Below are 605 nucleotides of genomic sequence, written 5' to 3' on the forward strand. Positions count from 1 at the left end.
AGGCACCAAATGAACCCATAGATAAACCAGATAATATTAATTCATGTGATTTAAAATTCAGCTTTTCTAATGTCTCGTCAATAACATTGATAATACCTTGTTCATATTCAGATGAACCGATATAAAAGCTACCACCTTCAACACGAGGATCGCCGATAAGTAAAAACGGTGCATTCATACGTTTCATCATATAATATCCTTCGAAACCTTCCGCTGTTCGATAACCACTAAAATATACGTTTAGTGGCGGTTTCATATCACCAGGGTGGAAATAATAAATAAATTCCTGTCGTTGACTATCTACGAAACGACTACCACCAAGTAAAAATTGACCCATGTCTAATCTAGACCATCGTTTGTGTATAGGTCCTAAATGTACCGTCCCGTTCCCACGCGCCTTAACAGTTACACTTATATAAGCATCAAATGGTTTCGCAGGTATCTCTAAAGGACTGTCTAACATATCATCAGTTAATATGATTTGTTCAATTAATGCACCATCAGCGCCAGTCTGAATCAATCTAAATGTATATTGCAACTCGACCGCACCATCAATATCAAATTCTGGCCATATTTGAATGACTTTATCTTTATCGTAAACGAGA

At 36.7% G+C, this 605-nt stretch carries 1 protein-coding gene; it reads right to left on the reverse strand.

Going from position 1 to position 605, the window contains the following annotated elements; genetic code table 11:
* Nucleotides 1-605, reverse strand: a 605-nt coding sequence (asp2, locus tag IDG60_RS28355) for an accessory Sec system protein Asp2 (RefSeq protein WP_206161145.1), incomplete at both ends; no start/stop codon positions are given.

The sequence above is a fragment of the Staphylococcus sp. EG-SA-2 genome (assembly GCF_017152085.1).